Below are 22,430 nucleotides of genomic sequence, written 5' to 3'. Positions count from 1 at the left end.
CGCACTCATGAAAACCGCCCTCCCCCGCAAGCAAAAAGGTGCCGTGGCCATCGAGTTTGCCTTGGTGTTCGTCACCTTCTTCGCCGTGTTTTATGGCTTGGTCAGCTACAGCCTGCCGCTGTTGTTGATGCAGTCGTTCAATGAGTCGACGGCCGAAGCCGTGCGCCGCAGCGTGGCGCTTGACCCCGCCACGGCCAATTACTCCACGGCGGTCACCGCCACGGCCCGAACCGAACTGGGCCGGCAATTGGCCTGGCTGCCCGGCGCGCTAAACTTCAACACCGCCACGGACAGCAACATCACCTATGTCGGTGGCGTGCTGACGGTGACCATCAACTATCCCACCAGCAAATTGAATCAGGCGCTGCCGTTTCTGGTGCTGCCGGGCATCGGTACGGTGCCGCGCCTGCCTGCGACTTTGCGCGCCTCGTCGAGCCTGCAATTTTGAGTTCCGGTGACAAGCTGTTCGGCCGCCTGCTCAATCGACACCCCGAAACGGTCCAGCCAATGGACAGCCCTCTGGTGCCGAGCGTCGGCCTGCAGCTCTATCTGGATGGCAAAGGCCGGGTCAATCATATGAGCGGGCCGTTGCGGCATGTGCTGGCGCAGCGGATATCCACCAGCCATCCCGCACCTCTGCTGGAGTATGTGTTGCCCCACAGCAGCCTCGCACTAGAGGGACAGCCTGCGGACTGGCAAGGACAATTGCTCGACCTGGATTTTTTCAGCCTGAGCGGCCCGCCGCTGCACCTGCGCGGTTGGGTGCAGGCGCAGGGTGACGGCTGGATTTTGCAGTTGTTGGACATCGGTGATCTGCTCAGCGAACGACGTCAGGCGCACAGCCGCGAGCAATGCCAGTGGCTGGCCACGCAGATTCGCGATCAATTGCGCCTGGGCAGCCTTGCGCGTTTACCCGAGGTGCTGGGCGAACAGTTGCAGCGCTTGAGCCAGCATTTGCACATCCCCTGTCTGGCGGTGGCGTTGCTCGATGAGCAAGGTCAGGGCTGGCAGATTCATCAGCATTACGCGGCGCTGAACGCGCCGCAGGTGTGGCGTGATCAACAGCAACTGGGCACGGGCCTCGACAGCCTGAACGGCGCATTGCCGCAACGTTTACTGGCTGGCGAGCAGCCACGCCTGAGCGCGCTGCTCGGCCCGAATGAGGGTTTCGCCGTGCCTTACCGCGATGCCCAGGGCGTGGCCGCGTGGTTGCTGTGCGCCGGCTATAACGCGCAGCAGCAGGCACCCGATCTCGGCGATCACGACTGGCTGTTGCTGGCCGCTGCCGTGGCCGCGCCCCTGCTGGAGCGCCTGCGCGAGCATCGCCATCATCTGCAATTGGAACGTCTGGAAAGTCTGCAAGCGCTGCTCGGCAGTGGATGGTGGGAAATGAGCAGCGACAGCACAGCAGTGCAACTGGCCCCAACTCTGGCTGACAGCTTGGGTTTGACGACTGCGCGGTTGCCGATTCAGGACTGGTTCAACCAGGTGCACCCTGCCGACCGTGATGAGCTGCGCAGTCGTCTGCGAGCTTTGCAGGATGAAGGCGCACCGCTGGAGTTGAACGCGCGCTGGCAACGCAGCGATCAATCGTTGCCGCTGTGGTTTCGCTTGCAAGGCCGGTCTTTGGGCATCGGCGCCGAGCGGCGGCTGGTGGGGTTCATGCTCGACATCAGCGACATCAAGAATCAGCAGCAACAGGCGGCCGCTGCCCATGCGCGACTGGACAATCTGATCGCCAGCTCACCCGCGGTGATCTACGTGCAACGCTACGTCGAAGGGGCGCTGCAACCGACGTTTTTCAGCGCCAGTCTGCAACCGTTGCTGGGCTGGAATCTGGCCGATTGTGACGGCGGCCGACTGGTGGAACACGTCCACCCCGAAGACCGCCCTCGCTATTTCGAACGCACGCGGCAGTTGCTGCGCGAGGGCTCGGTGAGCGCGCGTTATCGGGTGCTCGACCGCCAGGGCCATGCACACTGGTTGCTCGACGAAGCCAAATTGCTGCGCGACGATCTCGGCCTGCCGGTGGAAGCTGTCGGGCTGTGGCTGGACGTCACCGAAGCGACCCTCGCCGCCGAGCAGGTCAAGGCCAGTGAAGAGCGCTACCGGATGCTGGTGGAAGATTCGCCGGCGATGATTTGCCGCTATCGTCCGGACTTGACCCTGACCTTCGGCAACCGGCCCTTGGCGACTTATCTGGAGTGCGCGCCGGAGCAATTGCCCGGCGTGAACCTGGGCAGCTGGATGTCCGACGAACAGCGCCAGGCGTTCGTCCAGCGCTTGGCGCAACTGACTCCGGAACTGCCGGTGAGTACCGCCGAAATCAATCTGCGCCTGCCCGGTCGCGAACATGCGTGGTGGGTCTGGTCGGATCGCGGGGTGTTCGATGAGCACGGGCAACTGATCGAGGTGCAGGCGGTGGGCCGTGACAACACCGAGGTGCGCCGCTCGCAACAACAGCTGACCCAAAGCGCGAAAATGGCCACCCTCGGCGAAATGGCCACCGGCCTGGCTCACGAGATCAATCAGCCGCTGAATGTGATGCGCATGGCCATCGTCAATGTGCTCAAGCGCTTGAGCAACGGCGATGTGCAGATCGACTACCTGACCGACAAGCTCAATCGCATCGATGCGCAAGTCCAGCGAGCGGCGCGAGTGGTGGATCACATGCGCGTGTTCGGCCGCCGTTCGGAAATCGAACAGCATCCGTTCAATCCCCTCGATGCAATCGAAGGCGCGTTGTCGCTGTTGTCTGAGGGGCTGCGCGGCAAAGGCGTCGAGCTGCGCATCAAAGAGGCAGGCTTTGCGGTTCAGGTGCGCGGTTACGTCGATCAGCTTGAGCAGGTGCTGATCAACCTGATGGTCAACGCCCGCGATGCCTTGCTCGGCAAGCGCGAGGCCGATCGCGACTTCCAGCCGTGGATCGCCCTGTACGCCGAGTGCGACGAGCATGTGGTGCGGCTATGGGTCGAAGACAACGGTGGCGGCATTGATCCGCGGCTGCTGGAGCGGATTTTCGAGCCGTTCTTCACCACCAAACCGGTCGGTGTCGGCACCGGTCTGGGCTTGTCGGTGAGTTACGGCATCGTCGAAAACATGGGCGGACGCCTGAGCGTGCGCAATGGCGACGAGGGCGCGCGATTCTGTATCGAGTTACCGATTGCGCTGACCGACTAGATCACCAGGATCGGTTGCCCCGGTGGTCGACAACTGAGGTTGGCGCCGACGTCGACCTTGTTCAGGGTGATGCCGAGGTTGGCGAGCAAACCGTCAAGAATCGGGTCGAGCACCGGGCTGAGCAGGTTACCGATGACCACGCCCAGCGTGCTGTTGACGCCGGCCAGCACGTCGGCGGTAGTAGTGAGCAAGCCACCCAGCAGGCTCGAACCGGTGGGTTTGTAAGCCTGCACCTGAACCCCGCTCAAGGTGCCTTTGAGGCTATTGACGACCCCTTGCGTGCCGAAGCTGAAGTTCTGCGGCGTTTGCTTGATTTCCGGTGGCTGGTTGTAGGTGTGGATGCTCTGCATACTGGCCACCGAGGTATCCACCATCACTCCGAGGCCACCGCCGTAGAACGGTTTGCGCGAGTTGGGATCGCAGGTTGGCTGGCCCAGGCCCAGCAGTGGAATGGTGCAGGTAATAACGCCGACATCAATCAACGCCAGCGGCTGCACGGTGACATCCCCCGAGGATGAAAACGCGTTGGTGGCGTCGATCTTGCCGACCTTGAGTTTGACCACCGAGGAGTTGGTCTGGGTGGTCAGGGTCTTGGTCGCATCGCTGGTGCAGCTGTAATCGGTGACATGGCTGTCGGCGGCGGCGGCCTCCAGCAAAATGTCGATGGTCGAGGTGGGCAGAATCTTCAGATCGGTGCGCTGGCAGGTGCCACCCAATGCACAGAACACCGAGTTCAATGCCCCGGCAATGTTCAGGTGCAGCACATTGTTCAAGGTATCGGTCAGCCCGCCCACCAGCGGCGTACTGACAATGGCATTGGCAAGCCCGGCCACGCCAGACAGCACCGGCAGATTCAGCGAGATCAGCGTGCGCACCTGCGCGGTTTTCACGTAGATCCGGTTGGCACCCATGGGATCAGCCTTGGCCAGCAGCGGATTGCCCACGGCCGACAATTGCGGCGGCTGGATGACTTTGGTTTTGACCGAACCATTGACAAGTCCCGGAATGCTCAACGGCACGCTCGCTACCAGCGCGTTTTGACTGTTAGCCACTTGCACGACGGCTTCGATCAACTGGAACACTTGCAGATTGGCATTGAGCGCCGCCGACGTGGCCCCGGTCTGCAATTGCAGTAATTGCCCGAGCGCCACCGAAGTGCTGCCAACCGCCCCCTTCAGTCCGAGCAGACCGTTGACCGCCACGCTGGTGGTGGTACCGCCCTTGGTCAGTACGGTGATGGCGGTATCGATCAGTTGGGTGATCTGGATGTTCTTGCTCAGCAATTGGGTGTAGTTGCCCGCGTCCACATTAACGTCGACCGCCAGTTGATTGAGGTAACTGAGCAGATTGATATGGGTCTCGACCAGCCCCTGCCAGCCAGCGACGCTGAGGTTGAGGCTGCCGCCGAGCATCTGCCCGATCAACGAATTCAGAGCAGCGGACTTACTGGCATCGATGGTCAGCGCCGTGGTGCCGATGGTCAATTGGGCTTGCGGCGGCAGAATAGCCGAGGCACCAACCGCCGTGGCCGAGAGCCGCGTGGTCGGGGACACGCTGCCCGGCGAAAACAAGGCGTAGAGCGCGGCGGCCACACTGGTGGGCACAACATGGGTGGCGACCACACTGATGGCTTCTTTTTTCGAGGCGTCGGCGGCGAAGGCTCGCAGGTTGTTTGCACCGGTTTGCACGGTGCCGCACGTTACGGTCAGGGTCCTGCCCTGCGCCACGGTAAAACTGTTGCGTGCCGCACTGGCCGTGGCGTAGCCGTTTGCGCTGGCGCCTGTCAGGCAATCGCCACCGCGCGAGATCGCCTCCAGCGCGGCCACATCGACCACCCGCTGCAAGCTGCGTTGCTCCATGTACAAACGACCGCTGTCGACCACCAGCACCATGCACACCAAGGCCAGGCCGAGGGTCAGCGCCGCCACCAAACCGATCGCCCCGCGCTGGCGGGCCGGGCCATTGAATTGCGAACGAGGTGACATCGCGCACTCCTTTGCCGGCGCACTGCCGAGCGCTACCTCCGTGGGTGGTTTTGAGTGTAGACGGGGCTGGTGGCAACGCGCCATTTCGTGCGCCACAAAACAACAAGGGGTGGATGCTAGCGCGGTGGGTAGTTGGTGAGGATACGCGCCACCGTCTCGCGAATGGCATTGCTGCGATCCGTCGGGTTCGGCGTGCTGCTGAGCATCTGCTCATCGCTGCCGCGCCACACCAGTTTGCCGTCCTTGCCATCGAGCAGGTCGATCTGGATTGTCGCCACCTTGTAGGTAATGTTGCGCGTCTCGTTGTACATCGGCGCGCCCCAGTAACCATTCCACGGGCCACCCCAACCGCCGCCGTAGTTGGTCGTCACTTGCTGCTGACGATCCTCGACGATCAGGTAGGTCTGCACGCTCAAGTCACCCTTGGCGCCGGCAGGCGCCGGGCGCAAACCGCGCTGGTCCAGTTGATCGGTGACGGCCTGACGGATGCGTTGTTCGGTCAGGTCGCTTTTGATCCGTGGATCATCGGGACGGTATTGCAGGGCGGGGTCTTTCCAGCTCCAGTTGCGATAGCCGGCAAAGTCGCGGCTGGCGTCGAAGTCGTGATTGACCCGGTTGGCGGCACAGCCGCTGAGCAGCGCAACCATGGCGAATAAAGCAAGACGGCGGTACATGGTTTTTCTCCGGTTGAAGACATGAACCTGCTAGAGCTTCTCGATTAACCGAAGCTAGCTCGGAGGATACGCCGACATGGCCTTTTCCACAGCCTCGCGAATCGCATCGGTGCGATCGATCTGGCTGCCCTTGTTGGCGGTTTCGGCGCTGGCACTCCACACCGGTTGGCCGGTGCCGGCGTCGAACAGGTCGACTCGCACCACCACAACCTGTTCCTGATAGGTGCGCACGACCGGCACGCTGTTGTACATGCCGTAACCGTGACCATAACGATCATAGCCACTGTATCCGCCGTAGCCGTATCCGTAATCGTCCTGGACCTGACGCAAGCGGGTTTCCAGACGCAGATTGGCGGTGACGAACAGGTCCGCCGGGCGATTGTCGTGCAGCGGACGCAAGCCGCGCTGATCCAGCGCGTTGCTCACCGCTTCAGCCACTTGCGCCGAATCCGCCCATGCCGTGCCTGGCGGCAGTTGGCCGTTGAGCCAGGCCCAACTGCGGTAGCGCCCGTAATCACGCGGCGGCGCCGGATACGCGCTGCGGTCAAAGGTGTTGGCGGCTTGCGCTGGCGCCGGCGGCAAGGGCCGCGACTGCGCCACGTAGGGGTTGCTGCCCTGACAGGCGGCCAACCCCAGACAGATCAGCAGTAACCCCGATTGTGCTTTCATTTTGCGCTCCGATCAGATCGGCCGGCAGATCCAGTGCAGGTAGCGCCCAAGCCCGGCGAAGCTTGGGTGACGACGGTGGGCGAGTTCCATCTCGAGCAAATCCACGAGTTCGGCGCGGGCCTGGAACTCCACCGGCATGTAGTCGTGGAAAACCCGCACCCCACTTTGGCTTTCGACCTGCCACAAGCCTTCGAGTTGCGTTGCCAATTCTCGTGGGTCAAGCGGCATCTGCGGGGTCAGGCTCTGTTTCTCGCCAGCCATCACGTTCTTGCGCATTTTCTTGAAATGGCCCTTGAGCAGATTGCGGTAGATCAGCGCGTCGCGGTTGTAGAACGCCAGCGACAGCCAACCACCGGGTTTGGTCAATTGATGCAACACCGGCAGGATTGCGTGGGGTTCGGCCAGCCATTCCAGCACAGCGTGACAGATCACCAGATCATAGGGTTCCGTGAGTTGCCCGAGCAGTTCCTGCCACGGCACCTGAATAAACGTCGCCGTCTGCCCCGCTTCGGCGAACCGCTGGCGGGCGCCTTCGAGCATCGGCTCGGCAGGCTCGGTAAAGGTCACGTCGTGCCCGCGCTCTGCCAGCCACAGCGACATGTGGCCCAGACCGCCACCGATGTCGAGCACCCGCAACGGACGATCCGGCAGTGCTTCGGCAAGGTCAGCCTGCAACACCGCGAGGCGAATCGCGCCCTTGGCACCGCCGTAGATTTTTTCAGCGAAACGGGTCGCCAACTGATCGAAATGCCGGTCGCTCATCAGCCGAACCGCCGTTCGCTGTCGGCGAGCTTGCTGCGCACCACTTCATTCATGTCCAACCCCAATTCGCTGCACAGCAGCAACAGATACAGGACGATATCGCCGACTTCCTGTCCGGCATGGGCGAGTTTGTCCGCCGGCAACTGGCGCGACTGGTCTTCCGTCAGCCACTGGAAAATCTCCACCAGTTCAGACATCTCGACGCTGGCGGCCATGGCGAGGTTTTTCGGGCTGTGAAATTGCCGCCAGTCATTGCGGTCGCGAATGGCGTGCAGGCGTTCGGTCAGTTCAACAAGGTTCATCGGGCTCTCCTGAAGGCGTATAGCTTCGGGGGGTTGCCGGTTGAAGGCAAGGGCCAAAGAAAGCTCTATGCTTGCAGGGAACTCGGCCACCTGCGTTGTGGCCCAAGGCTCAGCTCTTTCATCAGGATGCACACATGCAGGTAGAAAGCTTTTTCGAATGGCTCGGCCAGGCACTCGGTTCGGTCATCCGCTTTATCGTCGATGGCCTCAGTGGTTTGTTCAACATGCTGAGCAACGCCGGGGGCAACTTTGTCGATGGGTTGGCCAAGACGCTGGGGATGGACACTTCGATCATCAGCATCATCGCGCTGATCGTCGGGTTGATGCTGCTGTGGTCGGCGATTCGCGCGTTCATGAATGCGTCGATCATTGCCGGGATTATCTGGTTGCTGCTGGGGTTGTGGTTGTTGAGCTGGATTATTCACTGACCTCACATAAAACCCCTCACCCCAGCCCTCTCCCAAGGGGAGAGGGGGCCGACCGAGTTGTTCTTCAGCTATACGCCGACCTGAAACTTCAGGGTTGAGCAGCATGAAGATCGGCTCCCTCTCCCTCGCGAGAGGGCTGGGGTGAGGGGCTGGTTATCCGAGCAAAGCAAATCCCCAACGAACCGCTACAATGCCCGCTCCCCCAAGGAGCCCGCATGTCCAACCTGATTGCCGACTGGCGCGACCGCCCGACTCACCGCAAGGTCTGGGTGCTTGCCGCGCCGATGATCCTCTCCAATATTTCCGTGCCGCTGGTAGCGCTGGTCGACAGCACCGTCATCGGCCACTTGCCTCACGCCCATCAATTGGGCGCCGTGGCGGTTGGCGCCAGTCTGTACACCTTTCTCGCCTGGGCCATGGGTTTTCTGCGCATGGGCACCACCGGTTTCGCCGCGCAAGCGGCCGGGCGCAGCGATGGCGCGGCGTTGCGGCAGATTTTGCTGCAAGGGTTGCTGCTGGCGATGGGACTGGCGCTGGTTCTCGGCACCTTGGGCGTGCCGCTAAGCGGGGTTGCGCTGCACTTTATGCAGCCGTCGGCGGAACTCGATCAGCTCACTCGTGACTTCTTCCATACCCGACTGTTCGGGCTGCCTGCCGCACTGGCCAGTTATGCGCTGGTGGGGTGGTTCCTCGGCACCCAGAACGCCCGGGCGCCGCTGGCGATTCTGCTGACCACCAACCTGATCAACATCGTGCTGAATCTGTGGTTCGTCATCGGTCTGGACTGGGGCGTGGTCGGCTCGGCCAGGGCCTCGGTGATTGCCGAATGGAGCGGTGCCCTGCTCGGTCTACTGCTGACCCGCAAAGCCTTGCGCGCCTATCCCGGGCACATCGCCTGGGCTGCGCTGAAAGTGTGGCAGAGCTGGCGCCCGCTGCTGGCGGTCAACCGCGACATTTTCATCCGCAGTCTGGCCCTGCAATCGGTGTTTTTCCTGATCACCGTGCAAGGCGCGCGACTCGGTGATGCGACGGTCGCCGCCAACGCGCTGTTGCTCAACGGCTTGCTGCTGACGGCGCACGCGCTGGACGGTCTGGCTCACGCGGTCGAAGCCCTGTGCGGACATGCCATCGGCGCCCGCGATCGCCTGGCCTTGCGCCGCTCGCTGGTGGTGTCCGGTGGCTGGTCGCTGATCGCCAGCCTTGGCTTTGCCCTGCTGTTTTTACTGGCCGGGCACTTGTTCATCGAGATGCAGACCAACATCCAGAGCGTGCGCGACACCGCGTTCGTCTACCTGCCTTACCTCGCCGTGCTGCCGTTGATTGCGGTCTGGAGCTACCTGCTCGACGGCCTGTTCATCGGCGCCACCCGCGCCCGGGAAATGCGCAATGGCATGCTGCTGACGGTGGTTCTGCTGGTGCCATTCGCCTGGGCATTGCAAGGTCTGGGCAATCATGGCCTGTGGATTACGTTCCTGCTGTTCATGGTGCTGCGCAGCCTGACGCTCGGCGCACAGGCCCTGTGGCTCAAGCGTAATGACGGCTGGTTTAACGGCGCGGCTCACTGAGCCGGCGTGTGCTCGATAAAGCCGACCACTTGATCGAGCACCGGCGCCAGCCGCCGCAGTGGCCGTGACAATGTCGCCACCAGCGTGATGTGATTGGGTCTCGAGTAATACAAGTCCTGCACCGGCACACCCGCCTCGCGCAGTTTATGGGCGAGACCGCCGGTGTTTCGCGTCGGGTTGACCAGATTATCCTTGCTCGCCGCGATCAGCAGCGCTGGCGGCGCGCCGCGATTGACGTGGTTGATCGGCTGCGATTGCGGCGGTGAGTCCGGCCAGAAAAACACCGGGCGCACATCAGGATTCACGATTGGTAGAAAATCGTACGGCCCGGCCAGACCGATCCAGCCACTGATGTCCTTGGGCGACATCCCCACCGCTGCGAGCAAGTCGCCATCCAGCGCCAGCATCGCCGCGTTGTAGCCACCGGAGCTGTGCCCCATCAGATACAAGCGCTGCGGATTACCGGAAAACTCGCGAATGTGCGCACGGGTCCACGCCACCGCCCGCGCGTTGTCTTCAAGAAACAGTGGATAACGCACCTCCGGATACAACCGATAATCCGCCACGACCGCGACAATCCCCCGGGACGCCAGCGCCTCGCCAACAAAAGCGTAATCCTCGCGCGCGCCGCTGTTCCAGCTGCCACCGTAGAAAAACACCACGACCGGCGCATCGGCCAATGCATCACGCGGCACGTAGACATCGAGCTTCTGCCGGGGATCGTCACCGTAGGCAATGCCCGTGGTTTTTTCAAACGTGCTATCCGGGGTCAGCACATTGAGCAGTTTTACCGGCGAACACGCACTGAGCAGCAACAGTACTAAAGCGCCGATCACTGCGCCGAACCCTTGCCGGAAAAAACCTGCCATACGCGTGAACCTCACGATTGATCGCCACCCCATTGGCGACGCACATGGTCGAGCCGCTCCTGCTGGGTCAGCCCCACCGGCGGCGGCACCAGCACGGCACGCGGATGCAGCAAGCGTAGCCACAACCAGCCATCGAGCACACTGCGGTCGCTGAAGCCCAGCGCCAGACCCTGTTGAACATGGGAGGCCATCGTTGCGTAATCGGTTCCGAATGATTGGCACCAGCGCCAGATGTGCTGCTCCAACAGGCAAGTTTGCAGGCGTTCGCGCTGCCGTCGCGTAAGGCTTTCTTCGATGTTCAATGGTTCTACGGCAAGCCCGGGGTTGCGCAACTGCTGCCAGCCCTGACTGCCAATCGCACGATCGGCCCAGGTGCCACCGAACCAGCGCAATTGGCGGATCGGGCCAAGCCAGCGACTCAATTCGCCAGCGTCACAGGCGTCGAAGAAATAGCTGGCGGTCTGGCGATTGTAATAACTGAGCAAGGCCCGATGGTTCAATCCGAACGAGACTGTGAGCATGCGTTGCAAGTGGCTCAGCAGTTCAGGCGCCGGCGCCTCGCTGCCGAGCAGCAAGCCGCGCCAGGTATCCGGATCGCGTTGACACAACGACCCCAGCGCCTGGCTATCACGCAGGTCGATCAGCACCGGGCCGTGCTCGCTGACCGGCTCGAACTCGGTACCGTCAAACAGCCAGAAGCGCCGCACGTCGGCGAAAGCCTGTCGCAGTAACGTCAAGGCCCGCGCTGCATCCGGGCCGTCGAGCAACAGCCATTGCGCCATCGGCTCCAGCGCCGCGCCGCTCATGTTGCGCCGCTCTGTTCAAGCGCGGTGAGTAACCGACAACTGCAGACGACCTCTGTGCAGTGGCTGAAACTGCCGCCTCCGGGCATCAGGCATAGCAACAAAAGCGGCTCGCCGGACGTCAGCAATTGCTGCAAGCCTTCACAGACCAGTTTCTCCGGCAATGGTGGCGGCGGGTCATCGGTGATGTTCGGGGCGGCGACCGGTGGTTGCAGCACCCCGCTGATCATCGGCTGATCCGGATCGCCTTCAAAGAAACTCACCACTACCTCGACGCCATCGCCCAGCGCCGCCAGCGGCGCATCAGCCAAGGCTGGCGCGAGCGGCAGCCAACAGTGACTCGGCGCCGCACCTTCACCCTGATAGAGCCAGTCGAACTGCACCGCCACCGGGCGGAAATGATCGGGCTGCGGTTCGTCGACCGCCACCACCCAGGCCCTTTGCAGACTGTGCATGCGCAGTCTCGATGGCTCGGCGGCCGACGCACACGCTGGCACCTGCTGCGCACCGAACAATCGGTTGGCATAAGGCAGATCAAGGGCCGGATCGGCGCTGTGTTCCACCTTGGTCAGCAACCAATGGCGATTGCATTCGGCGAAGGGATGCCCGACCAGACGCAGCCATTGGCCGCTACGCAACGCCGCCAGGTCACTGCGTCCTTCGGCCTGTGGTGCCAGCGAGGTGCCTTCGGCCTGACACGTTTCCTGCAATTGCCAATGGTGTACCGCGGGCCCGGCAAAAGGATCGGCCGGCTCGCCCTGATACAACGCGGCGTCAGCCAACGGCAACTGCGCCGGATCATCGCCGAATACCAGGCAATGGCCGCCGCGCTGGTGCTCGAAGAAATAGTGAATCCGCGCCTGCGCGCACAAGCGTTGCAGCAGTTGCAGATCCGATTCACGGTATTGCGTGCAGAACGTGCGCGCCGGGTAGTCGCCACGCAACTCGAAGCGGCGCTGCGCGCCGACGATGCCGTGCTCCCTGAGCACTTGCTCAATGATCTGTGGCACCGAACGGCCACTGAAAATCCGTTGACTGATCCGCAGATCGAGGCAGCCAAGTTTCGGCCCCAGGCGGATCCGGCTCAGTCTGGAACCGTGCCCCTGCTCATGCTGGACGAGGCTCTGCAATTGACCGTGCACGCCCTCCCCCGACGGGCCGAAACACAGGAAAGCCGAACGGTAAAGCAGGCCGGCAAGGTCCAGTTGCGGATCGTCGATCAACACATCGATCTCGAACGCAAAGGGTTCGTTGAGGCCTTCGCTACCGGTAAAGGCCAGGACTTCGAAAGGGTCAGACAGGCCCGCTACATCGAGACGAAACGACGACTCGTTGACTGGATCGAACATAGGCGGATCTCTACAGGAGGGGCGTTCGGGGATTCTCGCCGAGAGCCATGGCCGAGTAGAGAGCTGAAGTACAACTTAGGAAATGACCTACGCGAAAAGCAGACCGGATGACTTTGCTGGCCAGGATAGCCAAGCATTTCGCGAAGATTTTGGGATGTATCCCACCGGGTCATCCGAATTTTCCACAGCCTGCGGGAAAATTTCAGACAACCCGGCGAGATCGCAACCTGGCCTCAGGAAGACAGGTAGGAGGAGCGGGTCAAGCCCAGACGCAAGGCATCGAGAAATTGCGTGCGCTCGCTGGCACTGATACGGGCACTGGCGCATTTGTCGCGATAGTGAGTCATCAGTTCTTCCGGCGACAAGTGCACGTAACGCAGCATGTCTTCGATGGTGTCGTGGGTTTCGATGCCGGCGTGGTACACGCTGCCATCGGCGTTCTGATAGATGTTCACCGAGTCGGTGTCACCGAACAGGTTGTGCATGTCGCCGAGGATTTCCTGATAGGCGCCGACCAGGAACACGCCCAGCAGGTAGTCTTCACCTTCGTTCAAACCGTGCACCGGCAGACTGGTCTCGATGCTCTGCTCGTCGACGTACTGGTTGATCTTGCCGTCGGAATCGCAGGTCAGATCCTGCAGCACCGCGCGACGCAGCGGCTCTTCGTCGAGACGGTGCAGCGGGATGATCGGCAGCACCTGATCGATTGCCCAGGTGTCCGGCAGGCTCTGGAACACCGAGAAGTTGCAGATGTACTTGTCGGCCAGTTTGTCGTTGAGTTCGTCGAGCACTTGGCGATGCGAACGCTGACGTGCTTTGAGCGAGTTGTGCAGGCGACGGCACACCGCGAAATAGCACTGCTCGGCCAGGGCTTTTTCAGCCAGGGTCAGCTTGCCGTCGGCGTACTGTGCAGCCACGTCGCTCATGTAGTGGGTGGCGCGCCAGTAGGTCTCGGTGACCATTTCGATGTCAGTCGGGCCGAGCAGGTCAACCAGCCATTGCACGGTTTCCGGCAGGTTTTCCTTGTTTTCGATCAGCGGGATTTCGTCGTTGTGTTTCTCGACGTCGGTCACCTGCACCACCAGCATGGCGTGGTGCGCGGTCAGCGAACGGCCGCTTTCGGAGAAGATGTGCGGATGCGGCAGGCTCTGCGCGTCGCAGAATTCCTTGAGCATGCCGACCACGACACCGGCGTAATCGTCCATGTCGTAGTTGATCGAACTGGCGTTGCGCGAGTGGGTGCCGTCGTAGTCAACGCCCAGACCGCCACCGACGTCGATGTGATCGACCGGCAGACCGAGATTGCGCAGCTCGCCGTAGTAACGGATCGCTTCTTTGAAGCCGTGCTGATAGTCAGCCAGGTTGGCAATCTGCGAACCCATGTGGAAGTGCAGCAGGCGAATGCCCTGATCCAGGCCGGCCGCGCGGAAGCGCTCGACCACCGACAGCAACTGCGCCGCCGACAGACCGAATTTGGATTTCTCGCCACCGGTGTCCGCCCACTTCGACGACGCCAGCGACGACAGACGCACGCGCAGGCCAACCTGTGGCTTGACCTTCAGCGAGGCGGCCTCTTCGATCACCAGACCGACTTCGGATTCTTTCTCGATCACGATGAACACGTTGTGGCCGAGCTTCTGGCCCATCAGCGCCAGACGGATGAACTCGCGGTCCTTGTAGCCGTTGCAGACGATGGTGCCGCCCTTCGGCGCCAGTGCCAGCACCGCCAGCAGCTCAGGCTTGGAGCCGGCTTCCAGACCGATGGAGACGTCCTGGGTGGCGATGATGTTCTCGATCACCGCTTCTTGCTGGTTAACCTTGATCGGGTAAAGCGCGGTGTACTGGCTCTGGTATTCCAGGCGCTCGATGTTCGAATCGAAGGCGCCGGTCAGCTGACGTACGCGGTCTTGCAGGATGTCCGGGAAACGAACCAGCAACGGCAAGGACAAACCGCTTTTGCGCAGTTGGTCGACTTGCTCGAACAGGTCGATAGGCGAGCTGCTCGGGCCGTTCGGACGAACTTCGACGCGACCGGCGTCATTGATCGCGAAATACCCGGCCCCCCAATGGCGAATCCCGTAAACACTGCGGCTGTCCGCAACTGTCCATTGGCTGCCATCGTCTTTGCGTGTGCGTCGTACGGACATCGAAGTCCCCTATAAAGAAGTCATAGTGCGTTACCTGAAATGCAGGCTGGCGCAGTCTAAAGAATGAAAATGACGGTTCGTCAGCGCGGCGGTAGACCGCGCTGACCGCGTGGAGTTTAGAAACCGGTCATGAACAGGCTCTGTGAAAACCATGGAGACGACGCCGGAACTGACAACCATCAGCACCGGATCAAGCCGCAGGTGGTTTTCACAGAGGCTGCTAGCCGCCGGACTTCTTCGCTTTGAAACCGTGCTTGATCAGTTCAGCCAAGAGTAGCTCGACATGATCGCCCTGGATTTCGATGATCCCGTCTTTCAAGGCTCCGCCGGTGCCGCAACGTTTCTTCAACGTTGTCGCCAGCTCCTTGAGTGCGTCTTCGGCCAGGGGCACGCCGGTGATGGTGGTCACCGTCTTGCCGCCACGGCCTTTGCTTTCGCGACGCACGCGGGCAATGCCGTCTCCGGCCGGGATCACGGTTTGTTTGCAGATACAGGCGTCAACCGGCTTACTGCATTCCGGGCAATGACGACCTGCGTCGGTGGAAAATACCAGACCGCCCAGGGCGGCGAAGGATGCGGCTTTTTTGGCCACCGGCAATCCTCTTGGGAGGACAAAGACTGATCGCGACCTTGGGCAAGGTCATCGACCGCGAAGCCCCACTCAGGCAGGGGCAGCGCTACTGCACCGATGCTTCAACAAACGCAGGCCGGTACAGCTTGAAAAGGTCGCGCAGTGTAACGGCAAAAAACCCAATTGCTAAGTGCCAATCGGCGCCAATTTATGTGTTCTTTGCGACGTCGTTTTGTTGAGCCTTGAGATAGCGCTGCAACGCTGCCAAAGAGTCCGGGCAATAGGGCTTTCGCTGGATTTCCTGCATGACTTGCTCGACCGGGATAAAGCGCGCTTCCAGCACTTCTTCCGGTTGCAGTTTCAGAGGCCCATCCCACACGGCGGAAAACGCCGAGCACCACAGGCGGTTGCCGGTGTCCTCGAAGTAGAAATGGTCGTGAGCGGTGAGTTCCACGCCACTGACGCCCAACTCTTCTTCCAGCTCACGGGCCGCCGATTCGGCGTAGGTTTCATCGGCCTGCACCATGCCGCCCGCTGCCACGTCCCAGTAACCGGGATAAATGGCTTTGCTCAAGGTACGCCGATGCACACAAAGCTCACCAGCGGAATTGAACAACATGATGTACGTGCCCCGCCCGATCAGCCCGCGTTCGCGCAAATCGGCACGCACCAAGGCGCCGAGCAGGTTGTCCTGATCGTCGACCCAGGCGATCTGTTCGGCATCCGAGGCGGCGCGATGGGCCGCCTCTTTGGCGTTGTGGCTCATGAATCAACCCTGGTTGAGCAGTTGACGCAAGTCGATGACTGCTGCGTTGGCCCGGGAAATATAGTTGGCCATGACCAGCGAGTGGTTGGCCAGCACGCCGAAGCCGCTGCCGTTGAGAATCATCGGACTCCAGACGGGCTCTTGCGAAGCCTCCAGTTCACGAATGATCTGACGCACGCTGACCGTAGCGTTCTTCTTCGCCAGTACGTCGGCGAAGTCGACTTCGATGGCACGCAGCAGGTGCGACAGTGCCCAGGCCTGACCACGCGCTTCGTAGAACACGTTGTCGATCTGCATCCACGGGGTTTCGACGATTTCTTCATCAACCTGCGGTACTTCACCCACAGCCGGTGTTTCGGTTTTCAGCGCCGTATTGAGTTTGACTCGACCGACACTGGCCGACAGTCGCTGGGACAACGAACCCAGACGGGTGCCGACATCGCCCAGCCAGTTGTTCAGGTTGTCGGCGCGGGCATAGAACAGCGCGTTTTTCTGCGATGGATCAGACAGACGTGCCTGATAGCGGCTCAGGGAATTGATGCCTTCCTGATACTCCGACTCGCTGGACGGCAGGATCCAGCTCTTGTTGTCGAAGTTGAAGCGCGGTTCGGCCTTGGCCAGATCGGCGTCTTCGGCCGATTGCGATTGCGAACGGGCAAAGTCTTTGCGCAGGGCGCGGGTCAGGTCACGCACCTGTACCAGCACGCCGTATTCCCAGCTCGGCGTGTTGTCCATCCACAAGCCCGGCGGGAAGCGGTCGTTGGAAATGTAGCCGCCCGGCTTGTCGAGCAGGGTGCCGGCGACGGATTTCAGGGTTTCCACCGTGGTGTAGCCGATGACCATCTGCTTGCCTTCTTTCTCGGCAGCCACTTGTGCGTTCTGCGCCACGGGAAACAGCGCCGGTTCCTGGCTCCAGTACCAACCAAGACCGATGGTTACCAACAGGTAAATGCCGACCAGGGTGGCCAGCGCGCGGCTGAACAACAGCCCGCCAACATAGCTGCGGGTGGCCGACTTGGGCTCGGCGGCACGTTCAGGCGCGGCGCCCGCGCGGTTTTTCCAGTCCAGCATGGCGATATCCTTTCAATCACTTGGGTTCAACGGTTCGACCACAACCATACAACAACGTGCCTTGGGCCGGCACCCGCCAGTAAAGATAAGCCGCAAATCGTGTGGACGCTTGACGCATCTGTCAGAACTAGGGGAATCCCTGATGTCATCTCCTCTGACGCATCAGCGCAGAGTATTGAAAACAATCGAAAAGCATATTCACCACGCTGATGTGAGCGGCGCTGCAAATCTTCCCGACTCGACCCGGCCTTGGCGGCAAGCCCCTGACTCTCGGGCACATGCCCGACGAACAGGTCAAAAACAAAACCGCTCGGTCAGAAACTGAATAGTGACGCATTGCAGATTATTGACGTGTGACACTCGTCTAAGGGAAAAGAGGTGCTAGCATAGAGCCACCAGTCGACCTCAGCATGCAGCCTAACTAGTAGTCAGGATATGACCGAGCCAGAAGACCCCAGCCGTGAGCGTCTCAAGCACCACTTTGCCCAGCGGGTAATTCATCAGGCACGTCAGATTCTTGAGATATGGCAGCGCCTGCAACGCAGTGAATGGTCCACCGTCGACCTCGCCGAACTGAGCGAGGCCAACCTGCGTCTGTTGCGTTTTGCCGAGCGCTTCGAACAGCCTGAGCACACCCAGCTCGCGCGCCACATCGGCCAGTCGCTGGAAGCAGTGGACGCCAATCGCGGTCGCCTCAGTAGCGGCCTGATCACCGACCTCAATCGTTTGATGCAGCGCTTGTCGCGTACCGGCCTGCGCCATGGCGATCAGCTCGATCAGACTTTCCTGCCGCCGCTGCGCAAACCGATCTACGTGATGCTGCAGGATTACGACCGCGCCGAACGGCTGGCCAAACAACTGGAATTCTTCGGCTTGAGCGCGCAGGCACTGGACAGCGTGGCGGCGTTTCGCTCATCGATGGTCGAGCGCTTGCCCGCCGCAATCGTCATGGACGTGGACTTCAGCGGCGCCGGCGTAGGCCTGAAGCTCGCCGCCGAAGCTCAGGTCGGTCTGGATGAGCCGCTGCCGCTGTTGTTCTTCAGCCTGCACGAAACCGACACGCCGACCCGTCTCGCCGCAGTGCGCGCCGGGGGCCAGGAATTCCTCACCGGCACCCTCGAAGCATCGAGCCTGCTGGAGAAGATCGAAGTCCTGACCTGCGTCGCCCAGTACGAACCTTATAAAGTGCTGATCATCGATGACTCCCGCGCCCAGGCCTTGCACACCGAGCGCCTGCTCAACAGCGCCGGGATCGTCACCCGTACCTTGATCGAACCGATTCAGGCGATGGCCGAACTGGCGGACTTCCAGCCGGATCTGATCATCCTCGACATGTACATGCCGGCCTGTACCGGCACCGAATTGGCCAAGGTGATCCGCCACAACGACCGCTACGTCAGCGTGCCGATCATTTACCTGTCGGCCGAGGACGATCTGGATAAACAGCTCGACGCCATGAGCGAAGGCGGCGACGACTTCCTCACCAAACCGATCAAGCCACGGCATCTGATTACCACCGTGCGCAACCGCGCCGCCCGTGCACGCAACCTCAAGGCGCGGATGGTACGCGACAGCCTCACCGGCTTGTACAACCACACGCACATCCTGCAATTGCTCGAAGACTGCTCGTTCCGTGCCCGTCGAGAGAACAAGCCGCTGAGCTTCGCGATGCTCGACATTGACCACTTCAAGCGGGTCAACGACAGCCACGGCCATCCGATGGGCGACCGAGTGATCAAAAGCCTGGCACTGTTTCTCAAACAGCGTCTGCGCAAGACCGATTTCATTGGCCGATACGGTGGCGAAGAGTTCGCCATCGTCATGCCCGACACCGATATCGAAGCCGCGCACAAAGTGCTCGATGAGATTCGCCAGCGTTTTGCCGAAATCCATTACCCGGCCCAGCCGCAAGACTTGTGGTGCACCTTTAGCGCCGGGGTTGTGGAGATGCGCGATGACTCCGATAGCCTGATGATGGCCAGCCAGGCCGACGAGGCGCTTTACCGTGCCAAGGGTGCCGGACGCAATCGGGTGCAGACCGCGCGGGACACAAAGCAAAGTGCCACTTTTTCATCGGAATCCACTGATTCGGTCATAACCCTGTAACAGAACCGCAATAAATTCAGGCGCTTACCATTTCTGCCGTTGGTAGCCGTCATGCGCCTGAAGTTGCTCACCAATCTCAATACTCTGCTGCTGGTCGCCGTGTGCCTGGCACTCGGCGCCACGCTGTGGTGGTCGCAAAAAGCTCTGGAACGTCCCTATCTGTTGATGGAGCGTTATTTGGGGCTGTCGCAGCAATTTCAGAACGAGGTGGCGCGCAACGTCGAGGATTACCTCGCCAGCGGTGATGCCCTGCTTCTGAGTAGCGCCAGTCAGGCCATCGATAGCGTGCAGAAAGGACTCGGCGAACTGCCGCCCGCTCTGGCCGACACCCTGCGTCCGAGCATCTCAGGCCTGGAAGAATTCAGCAAAACCGACTTGCTCGCCGCCGGCAAACTCGCTGGCGACCCGCAGGCATTGCTGTTGCAGGCCGAACGCGAACTCAGCGCCAGCCTCGACCAACTCAGCACCTATGCCAATGGCAACGCGACTTGGCTCGCGCCACTGCTCGCCGCCTCGCAGCATCTGGGCAAGCTGTCGCTGGCACGGGACAAACTGGTCAGCAGCGGCCGCAGCGAACTGGCCGCTGACGTCGAGCGCGAAGTCGACAACATCCGCACTCAGGCGCAGGCGATTGATGCCCTGCCCCTTCTCGGCGTGATTGCCAGCAACGAATCGAGCAGTGATGACTTTGCGGCGATGATGGGTATCGAAAGCACGGAAAAAGCCGTCGCCGAAGACGCTGGTGTCGGCCTCAAACGTGAACTCAACAGCCTGCTCGGCCGCTACCCGGCAGAATTGCAACGCACCCGCGAGCAGATTCAGAAACGCACCGATCTGAGCACCGCGACCCACCTGAAAATCGCTGCAGTGCAGCAAGCCATCGCAGGCCTGGAACCGGTAGTGCGCGCCCAGCACGGGCAAATCCAGGGCGAAGTACGACTGATGCAAGGCGTGATGATCGGCCTGATTCTGCTGATCGCACTGCTTATCGACACCCTGCAGCGCCGCCTGGCCCGCACCCTGACCAATCTTGCGCCAGCATTGTCGACCTGGGCCGAAGGCGATTTCAGTCAAGACATTCAACTGGGCAAGACCAACCGCGAATTGCACGACATCGAAGCGTCGCTCAATCGCTTGCGCGCGTATCTGGTGGATCTGGTCGGTACGATTCGCGGCAACGCCGAGCAAGTGGCGGGCAGCAGCCGCACCCTCGCCGAACTGAGCAACGATTTGCACAGCGGCGCCGAGCATCAGGCCGGGGATACGGCATTGATTCGCGATTCCCTCGGCGAACTGGAGGCCACTATTCAGCAAGTCGCCGGGGATGCCCGTCAGGCGGCCGATGCCAGCCGTCATGCAGGTTTGGCCGTCGAACATGGCCAAACCGTCATCGGCCAGAGCCTCACCGGACTGCACGCTTTGGTCGGCGAGGTGCAAGGCAACGCGCAGATGATCGAACATCTGGCCGAAGAGTCGGCGACCATTGGCGGCGTATTGACGGTGATCCGCTCGATTGCCGATCAGACCAACCTGCTGGCGCTGAACGCGGCGATTGAAGCGGCACGCGCCGGGGAAATGGGCCGTGGTTTTGCCGTGGTGGCCGAGGAAGTGCGTTCGCTGGCGCAGCGCACCGCCGGGGCGACAGCGGAGATTCAAACCCTGATCGCCGGCCTGCAAACCGCCGCCCGGCAATCTGTCGAAGGCATGCGTGCACAGGTCGAGCACGCCGAAGCCACGGCCAATCAGGCGCAAGCGGCGGACGGCGCGCTGGACAAGATCGTCGGGGCGATCCAAACCATTTCCGACACAGCGATCCGCATCGCCGATATCACCGCGCAGCAGAGCGGCGCGGTCAGCGAGATTCGCGATCACAGCGAGCGGATTCATCAATTGGGTGGGGATAACTTGCTGCGCATCGGCCAGGGCCGTGAACAGGGCGAGAACCTGCTGGTATTGGGCGGGCAGTTGCATACGGCCGTTCAGGCCTTCCGTGTCTGATAAATCGCCTTCGCGAGCAGGCTCGCTCCCACAGAGGTGTGCATTCCAATGTGGGAGCGAGCCTGCTCGCGATAACGCCAGATCAATCACCACAATGACCGGATCAGATCACTCGGTCACAAATTTTGCGCAAACATCGGCCATCGTGCTGGCTATTGCATAGAACTGGACAGTCACAAAGTCTTTGCGGCATAGTCGCCGGGTTCTGACGACTGCTTATTCATAACAAGGACACGCAGATGGCAACCCTACTGGTGCTGCACGGCCCCAACCTGAACCTGCTCGGCACCCGCGAACCGGGCACCTATGGGTCGACGACCCTGGCACAGATCAATCAGGACCTGGAGCGCCGCGCCCGTGAAGCCGGCCATCATCTGCTGCATCTGCAAAGCAATGCCGAGTACGAATTGATCGATCGCATCCACGCCGCGCGCGGCGAAGGTGTGGATTTCATCCTGATCAATCCAGCAGCTTTTACACATACAAGTGTTGCATTACGTGACGCGCTGCTGGGAGTGAGCATCCCATTCATCGAAGTGCATTTGTCCAACGTGCACAAACGCGAACCTTTCCGCCATCACTCTTACTTCTCCGATGTAGCGGTAGGAGTGATCTGCGGCCTTGGCGCCAGCGGTTACCGACTGGCCCTGGAGGCTGCACTAGAGCAGCTTGAACAACAAGCTATACGCCCCTGACCGACCCTTGGGAGTTGATGATTCATGGATATCCGTAAAGTTAAGAAACTGATCGAATTGCTGGAAGAGTCCGGCATCGACGAGCTCGAGATCAAGGAAGGCGAAGAGTCCGTACGCATCAGCCGTCACAGCAAGACCCCGGCTCAGCAGTACTACGCACCTGCACCGATGCAAGCACCGGCTGCCGCACCTGTTGCCGCCGCTCCTGTCGCTGCTGCAGCCCCGGCTGCCGCTGCTGCTCCAGTGTTGAACGGCACTGTTGCCCGTTCGCCGATGGTTGGCACGTTCTATCGCAAGTCTTCGCCAGCCTCGCCGTCCTTCGTTGAAGTCGGCCAGACCGTGAAGAAAGGCGACACCCTGTGCATCGTTGAAGCCATGAAGATGATGAACCACATCGAAGCTGAAACCAGCGGTGTGATCGAGTCCATCCTCGTCGAAGACGGCCAGCCGGTTGAGTACGACCAACCGCTGTTCACCATCGTTTGAACTG

At 61.2% G+C, this 22,430-nt stretch carries 20 protein-coding genes; 8 read left to right on the top strand and 12 right to left on the bottom strand.

The features are described 5' to 3' along the window. Nucleotides 1-7 precede the first annotated feature (7 nt). Both ACA074_RS03280 and ACA074_RS03275 read left to right on the top strand, forming a co-directional pair. Nucleotides 8-448, top strand: coding sequence for a TadE/TadG family type IV pilus assembly protein (locus tag ACA074_RS03280; RefSeq protein WP_187678504.1), 441 nt, complete (start codon nt 8-10; stop codon nt 446-448). Next, nucleotides 445-3,180: a PAS domain-containing sensor histidine kinase gene (locus ACA074_RS03275; protein WP_497678434.1), complete on the top strand. Its 2,736-nt coding sequence runs from the start codon at nt 445-447 to the stop codon at nt 3,178-3,180. Before ACA074_RS03280 ends, ACA074_RS03275 begins: the two co-directional genes overlap by 4 nt. On the opposite strand, the gene ACA074_RS03270 is transcribed toward ACA074_RS03275, so the two are convergent. The 5 genes from ACA074_RS03270 to ACA074_RS03250 form a co-directional block, all read right to left on the bottom strand. Beyond that, a complete protein-coding gene (locus tag ACA074_RS03270; protein ID WP_497658606.1) occupies nt 3,177-5,165 on the bottom strand; it encodes a TadG family pilus assembly protein in 1,989 nt (662 codons plus the stop codon). The two genes, ACA074_RS03275 and ACA074_RS03270, sit on opposite strands and share 4 nt — an antisense overlap. Before the next feature lie 116 nt (nt 5,166-5,281). Further along, nucleotides 5,282-5,839, bottom strand: a complete 558-nt coding sequence (locus tag ACA074_RS03265) for a DUF4136 domain-containing protein (RefSeq protein ID WP_489880645.1) — start codon at nt 5,837-5,839, stop codon at nt 5,282-5,284. Between the two features lie 54 nt (nt 5,840-5,893). Beyond that, nucleotides 5,894-6,508 (bottom strand): DUF4136 domain-containing protein, encoded by a 615-nt coding sequence (locus ACA074_RS03260; RefSeq protein ID WP_497678433.1) that lies wholly within the window; start codon nt 6,506-6,508, stop codon nt 5,894-5,896. 12 nt (nt 6,509-6,520) lie between these two features. Next, complete coding sequence (locus ACA074_RS03255) at nt 6,521-7,270, bottom strand: methyltransferase (protein ID WP_497678432.1); 750 nt, start codon at nt 7,268-7,270, stop codon at nt 6,521-6,523. Next, nucleotides 7,270-7,572: a MazG-like family protein gene (locus ACA074_RS03250; protein ID WP_187678510.1), complete on the bottom strand. Its 303-nt coding sequence runs from the start codon at nt 7,570-7,572 to the stop codon at nt 7,270-7,272. Before ACA074_RS03250 ends, ACA074_RS03255 begins: the two co-directional genes overlap by 1 nt. A 134-nt stretch (nt 7,573-7,706) precedes the next feature. Here ACA074_RS03250 and ACA074_RS03245 point away from each other — a divergent pair, with 134 nt between their 5' ends. Continuing rightward, the gene (locus ACA074_RS03245; protein WP_126359744.1) at nt 7,707-8,000 is read left to right on the top strand and encodes a hypothetical protein; all 294 of its coding nucleotides are present in this window, start codon (nt 7,707-7,709) and stop codon (nt 7,998-8,000) included. 215 nt (nt 8,001-8,215) lie between these two features. After that, complete coding sequence (locus ACA074_RS03240; RefSeq protein WP_497678431.1) at nt 8,216-9,565, top strand: MATE family efflux transporter; 1,350 nt, start codon at nt 8,216-8,218, stop codon at nt 9,563-9,565. On the opposite strand, the gene ACA074_RS03235 is transcribed toward ACA074_RS03240, so the two are convergent. The 7 genes from ACA074_RS03235 to ACA074_RS03205 all read right to left on the bottom strand — a co-directional run bounded on the left by ACA074_RS03235 (nt 9,559) and on the right by ACA074_RS03205 (nt 17,141). Beyond that, complete coding sequence (locus tag ACA074_RS03235; RefSeq protein ID WP_497678430.1) at nt 9,559-10,434, bottom strand: alpha/beta hydrolase; 876 nt, start codon at nt 10,432-10,434, stop codon at nt 9,559-9,561. The two genes, ACA074_RS03240 and ACA074_RS03235, sit on opposite strands and share 7 nt — an antisense overlap. Before the next feature lie 11 nt (nt 10,435-10,445). Beyond that, nucleotides 10,446-11,240: a DUF4123 domain-containing protein gene (locus ACA074_RS03230; protein ID WP_489880649.1), complete on the bottom strand. Its 795-nt coding sequence runs from the start codon at nt 11,238-11,240 to the stop codon at nt 10,446-10,448. Then, a complete protein-coding gene (locus ACA074_RS03225) occupies nt 11,237-12,586 on the bottom strand; it encodes a type VI secretion system Vgr family protein (protein ID WP_497678429.1) in 1,350 nt (449 codons plus the stop codon). The genes ACA074_RS03230 and ACA074_RS03225 overlap by 4 nt, the downstream gene beginning before the upstream one ends. 233 nt (nt 12,587-12,819) lie before the next feature. Then, entirely contained in the window at nt 12,820-14,733 is a 1,914-nt protein-coding gene (speA, locus tag ACA074_RS03220) for an arginine decarboxylase (RefSeq protein ID WP_497678428.1), read from the bottom strand. 220 nt (nt 14,734-14,953) lie between these two features. Next, nucleotides 14,954-15,325 (bottom strand): translation initiation factor Sui1, encoded by a 372-nt coding sequence (locus tag ACA074_RS03215; RefSeq protein ID WP_007914613.1) that lies wholly within the window; start codon nt 15,323-15,325, stop codon nt 14,954-14,956. A 187-nt stretch (nt 15,326-15,512) separates the two neighbouring features. Next, the gene (locus tag ACA074_RS03210) at nt 15,513-16,070 is read right to left on the bottom strand and encodes an NUDIX hydrolase (protein ID WP_497678427.1); all 558 of its coding nucleotides are present in this window, start codon (nt 16,068-16,070) and stop codon (nt 15,513-15,515) included. A 3-nt stretch (nt 16,071-16,073) separates the two neighbouring features. Beyond that, nucleotides 16,074-17,141, bottom strand: coding sequence for a DUF2333 family protein (locus tag ACA074_RS03205; protein WP_187678516.1), 1,068 nt, complete (start codon nt 17,139-17,141; stop codon nt 16,074-16,076). Between the two features lie 435 nt (nt 17,142-17,576). Here ACA074_RS03205 and gcbA point away from each other — a divergent pair, with 435 nt between their 5' ends. The 4 genes from gcbA to accB all read left to right on the top strand — a co-directional run bounded on the left by gcbA (nt 17,577) and on the right by accB (nt 22,426). Then, the gene (gene gcbA, locus ACA074_RS03200; protein WP_187678517.1) at nt 17,577-19,247 is read left to right on the top strand and encodes a diguanylate cyclase GcbA; all 1,671 of its coding nucleotides are present in this window, start codon (nt 17,577-17,579) and stop codon (nt 19,245-19,247) included. A gap of 51 nt (nt 19,248-19,298) precedes the next feature. Next, a complete protein-coding gene (locus ACA074_RS03195; protein WP_497678426.1) occupies nt 19,299-21,245 on the top strand; it encodes a methyl-accepting chemotaxis protein in 1,947 nt (648 codons plus the stop codon). A 239-nt stretch (nt 21,246-21,484) separates the two neighbouring features. Next, on the top strand, nt 21,485-21,940 hold the full coding sequence (gene aroQ / locus ACA074_RS03190) for a type II 3-dehydroquinate dehydratase (protein ID WP_064585783.1): 456 nt from the start codon (nt 21,485-21,487) through the stop codon (nt 21,938-21,940). Between the two features lie 24 nt (nt 21,941-21,964). Continuing rightward, entirely contained in the window at nt 21,965-22,426 is a 462-nt protein-coding gene (accB, locus tag ACA074_RS03185) for an acetyl-CoA carboxylase biotin carboxyl carrier protein (RefSeq protein WP_497678425.1), read from the top strand. Nucleotides 22,427-22,430: the final 4 nt, after the last annotated feature.

This window comes from Pseudomonas sp. LBUM1655, from assembly GCF_059716085.1.
Note: the sequence above shows the minus strand (reverse complement) of the source record. Positions and strands in the feature narration are given on the sequence as shown.

Excerpts from the sequence above, each read along its gene's own strand:
- ACA074_RS03280 (WP_187678504.1), top strand. The coding sequence starts at position 8 with ATGAAAACCGCCCTCCCCCGCAAGCAAAAAGGTGCCGTGGCCATCGAG.
- ACA074_RS03270 (WP_497658606.1), bottom strand. The coding sequence starts at position 5,165 with ATGTCACCTCGTTCGCAATTCAATGGCCCGGCCCGCCAGCGCGGGGCG.
- ACA074_RS03265 (WP_489880645.1), bottom strand. The coding sequence starts at position 5,839 with ATGTACCGCCGTCTTGCTTTATTCGCCATGGTTGCGCTGCTCAGCGGC.
- ACA074_RS03260 (WP_497678433.1), bottom strand. The coding sequence starts at position 6,508 with ATGAAAGCACAATCGGGGTTACTGCTGATCTGTCTGGGGTTGGCCGCC.
- ACA074_RS03255 (WP_497678432.1), bottom strand. The coding sequence starts at position 7,270 with ATGAGCGACCGGCATTTCGATCAGTTGGCGACCCGTTTCGCTGAAAAA.
- ACA074_RS03250 (WP_187678510.1), bottom strand. The coding sequence starts at position 7,572 with ATGAACCTTGTTGAACTGACCGAACGCCTGCACGCCATTCGCGACCGC.
- ACA074_RS03245 (WP_126359744.1), top strand. The coding sequence starts at position 7,707 with ATGCAGGTAGAAAGCTTTTTCGAATGGCTCGGCCAGGCACTCGGTTCG.
- ACA074_RS03240 (WP_497678431.1), top strand. The coding sequence starts at position 8,216 with ATGTCCAACCTGATTGCCGACTGGCGCGACCGCCCGACTCACCGCAAG.
- ACA074_RS03235 (WP_497678430.1), bottom strand. The coding sequence starts at position 10,434 with ATGGCAGGTTTTTTCCGGCAAGGGTTCGGCGCAGTGATCGGCGCTTTA.
- ACA074_RS03230 (WP_489880649.1), bottom strand. The coding sequence starts at position 11,240 with ATGAGCGGCGCGGCGCTGGAGCCGATGGCGCAATGGCTGTTGCTCGAC.
- ACA074_RS03225 (WP_497678429.1), bottom strand. The coding sequence starts at position 12,586 with ATGTTCGATCCAGTCAACGAGTCGTCGTTTCGTCTCGATGTAGCGGGC.
- speA (WP_497678428.1), bottom strand. The coding sequence starts at position 14,733 with ATGTCCGTACGACGCACACGCAAAGACGATGGCAGCCAATGGACAGTT.
- ACA074_RS03210 (WP_497678427.1), bottom strand. The coding sequence starts at position 16,070 with ATGAGCCACAACGCCAAAGAGGCGGCCCATCGCGCCGCCTCGGATGCC.
- ACA074_RS03205 (WP_187678516.1), bottom strand. The coding sequence starts at position 17,141 with ATGCTGGACTGGAAAAACCGCGCGGGCGCCGCGCCTGAACGTGCCGCC.
- gcbA (WP_187678517.1), top strand. The coding sequence starts at position 17,577 with ATGACCGAGCCAGAAGACCCCAGCCGTGAGCGTCTCAAGCACCACTTT.
- ACA074_RS03195 (WP_497678426.1), top strand. The coding sequence starts at position 19,299 with ATGCGCCTGAAGTTGCTCACCAATCTCAATACTCTGCTGCTGGTCGCC.
- aroQ (WP_064585783.1), top strand. The coding sequence starts at position 21,485 with ATGGCAACCCTACTGGTGCTGCACGGCCCCAACCTGAACCTGCTCGGC.
- accB (WP_497678425.1), top strand. The coding sequence starts at position 21,965 with ATGGATATCCGTAAAGTTAAGAAACTGATCGAATTGCTGGAAGAGTCC.